General features: G+C 28.1%; 2 protein-coding genes. Both read right to left on the bottom strand.

Annotated elements, in window-relative coordinates:
* Positions 1 to 38: 38 nt before the first annotated feature.
* Positions 39 to 935 carry a diguanylate cyclase domain-containing protein gene (locus L21TH_RS00915; protein WP_006306659.1) on the bottom strand — a complete coding sequence of 299 codons (897 nt, stop codon included), beginning with the start codon at positions 933 to 935 and terminating at the stop codon, positions 39 to 41.
* Between the two features lie 65 nt (positions 936 to 1,000).
* Positions 1,001 to 2,743: a methyl-accepting chemotaxis protein gene (locus L21TH_RS00910; protein WP_006306657.1), complete on the bottom strand. Its 1,743-nt coding sequence runs from the start codon at positions 2,741 to 2,743 to the stop codon at positions 1,001 to 1,003.
* Between the last annotated feature and the right edge of the window lie 100 nt (positions 2,744 to 2,843).

Here is a 2,843-nt window from a genome sequence, read left to right as displayed (position 1 = left end):
GCCTTCGGGCATCTTTAATATTTTTTTGATAGTTTTGCCTACTTAAATTTTACTCTAAGTTGACTAAAGTTTATATTTTCTTTAGCTATGAGTTTTTTTAGCTTTTTTACAAAGCTCTTTTCATGTAACTGCTTTGGCGATATGTTTATAGCTACTTTAAAATTTAGTCCCAATTTATTCCAAGTTTTAATTTGTTTACATACATTTTGTATAATCCAATATCCTAGTTTATTAATAAGACCTGTTTCTTCAGCTATAGGTATAAACTCTGCTGGTGAAACTTCTCCTAATTTATCATTTCTCCATCTCATTAATGCCTCTACTTCTACCATATTTTTTTCCTTAATATTAAAAATAGGCTGATAAAATATATAAAATTCTTGATTTTTAACTGCTTTTGCCAGTTCACTAGCAATAATTGATTTCCTTTTTATTTGTTTGTCTAATTCCTCATTATAATATTGAAATTGCCCTTTACCATTTCTCTTAGCTTCATACATTGCAATTACTGTTTTCCTTACTACATCATCAATTTTTTCGTTATTTTCAGGAATATAAACTCCGCTACTCACAGAAACAACCACTTCATGGTCTTCAACTTCAAAAACACCTTGTAATTCTTTCAAAATTAATTTAATTGTCTTGTTAATTGTATTTGTATCACTATTAGGTAATAGTAATATAAATTTATCTCCATTATATATAAACAGTTTTCCATGATGTTCTGTCACTTTACTTAGTCTATTAGAAAACATCATTAAAAACTTATCACCAAATTTAAATCCAAAAGTGTCATTTATGTATTTAAAATTATCAATATCTAAAAATACTATCACAAAGTCTTTAATTTTATCTGAAAACTTATCATATAAATATTGTCTATTAGGTAATCCGGTTAAATAATCAAAATAAAAGTAATTACTCTTTTGAAACAAAATTATCACTTCCTTGTAAACTTATAGGCAGCTAAATCAAATGATTTAGCTGCCTTTTTATCAAGTTATATTTTAAATCTATTTACATAATCCATTAAATCTTCTGCCATTGTACTTAAAGTTTGAGCTGTAGATGCTATCTCTTCTGTTGATGCAGTTAATTCTTCTGATGAAGCTGCAACTTCTTCTGATGCTGCAGAATTTTCTTCTGTTACTGCACTTATCTCATCTACTCTTTCCATTACTTCATCCTTAGATTTTACTATTTCATCCATTCCTTTGTATGTATTATCCATTAACGGTGCAATACTTTCTACTGATACTAAAATATCTCTAAAAGCCTTAACTGTATTTTGTACTGAATTTGCTTGTTCTTTAACAAAGCTTTCTACGTCATTTGAAGTCTTTATTACCTCATCTGTATCCGAATTTATTGATACCACTAATTTAGTTATTTCATCTGTTGACTTTTTCGACTCCTCTGCCAATTTCCTTACCTCTTCTGCTACTACCGCAAACCCCTTTCCATGTTCACCTGCTCTTGCTGCCTCTATTGCTGCATTCAATGCGAGTAAATTAGTCTGTTCTGATATTCCAGATATAACATCTGTAATCCCACTTATCTCTTTTACCGAATTTGTTAAGTTACCAACCTTTTGTACAACTATTTCAAAGGAATTTTTTATTTCATTTATTGATAAAACCAATTTGTCCATTTCTTCTTTTCCTATATTTGCTTTATCAGTTGTATTATCAGTTTCGTCTTTTACATTTTTAAGTTGTTCATATACATTTTCTATATTTTGGGTCAATTGTGACAATGAATTTACTATTTCAGTTAAATCATTTGCCTGAGATGTTGCTCCATCAGCTACCTGCTGCATTGTATTTGCTAACTCTTGTGATGATGCTGCCATCTCTTCTGATACTGCAGCAAGACTTTGAGAATTTGATGTTAAGTTCTCTGAATTGTCTTTTACTCCTTTTAATACATTCTTTAAATTATCCACGACTATAGCTAAAGATTTATTCATTTGTGCAAATTCATTTTTTCCGTCTTCTTCTAGTTTTATATTAAAATCATATTCTGAAAGCTTTTTAAGTACGTCATTTATTTGTGCCATTGAACCTTTAATCAATTTTGTAATAATAATTGATAATATAATGAATATTGCAAGTACACCAATAAACAGACCTATAAAAATATTCCTTGAACTCGCATAAACTTTATTCGCTTTTTCTACTACTGATGCTGCGTTGTCTGCTTTTAACTGTACTAGTTCATCAATATTTTGTTGTGCTATTGCAGCACTATCAGTTAATTGTTTAATGGCAGATTCACTAGGTTCAATACCATATTTAATCTTTTTAATAATAGAATCTGCAGCTTGTAGATATACTGTATAATTATTTTCTATATCTTTAAACAATTTTCTTTGTTCTTCACTCATTTTTAAATTTCTATAATTGTCAAATATCCTTAATAAATCCTCTCTTTTTTGTGAAATTAAACTTACAGAATTTTCATCGTAGTTGTTTGAATAAACCATTTTCGACATTTGTAGTCTTATTATATAAAACTCAGTTTCTAAATGTTTAAGCTCTAAAGATGTCAACATTCTGTCTTCATATAATAGATTCATGTCATTACTTAATGTTTCCATATTATTTAATGCAATAAAGGTCATACTACCTAGAGAAAGTATAGCTATTATAACCAACACTAATAATGATGATGTTATTTTTATGTTCTTAAAAAAGTTTTTATTTTTCTTAAAAGTAGTATTTCTTTTTGCTTTTTTTGTCATTTTTTCATTCGCCTCCTCTTAATAAAATAAAAGACCCTTCTTTATTGTTTATGATAAATTAAAATTACCCTAGTATAATAATTGAAAAATCCCCTAGAGG

Origin of the sequence: Caldisalinibacter kiritimatiensis, from assembly GCF_000387765.1 — a bacterium.
In the GTDB taxonomy this organism is placed as follows: domain Bacteria; phylum Bacillota; class Clostridia; order Tissierellales; family Caldisalinibacteraceae; genus Caldisalinibacter; species Caldisalinibacter kiritimatiensis.
This window is presented reverse-complemented; position numbering and strand designations above follow the sequence as displayed.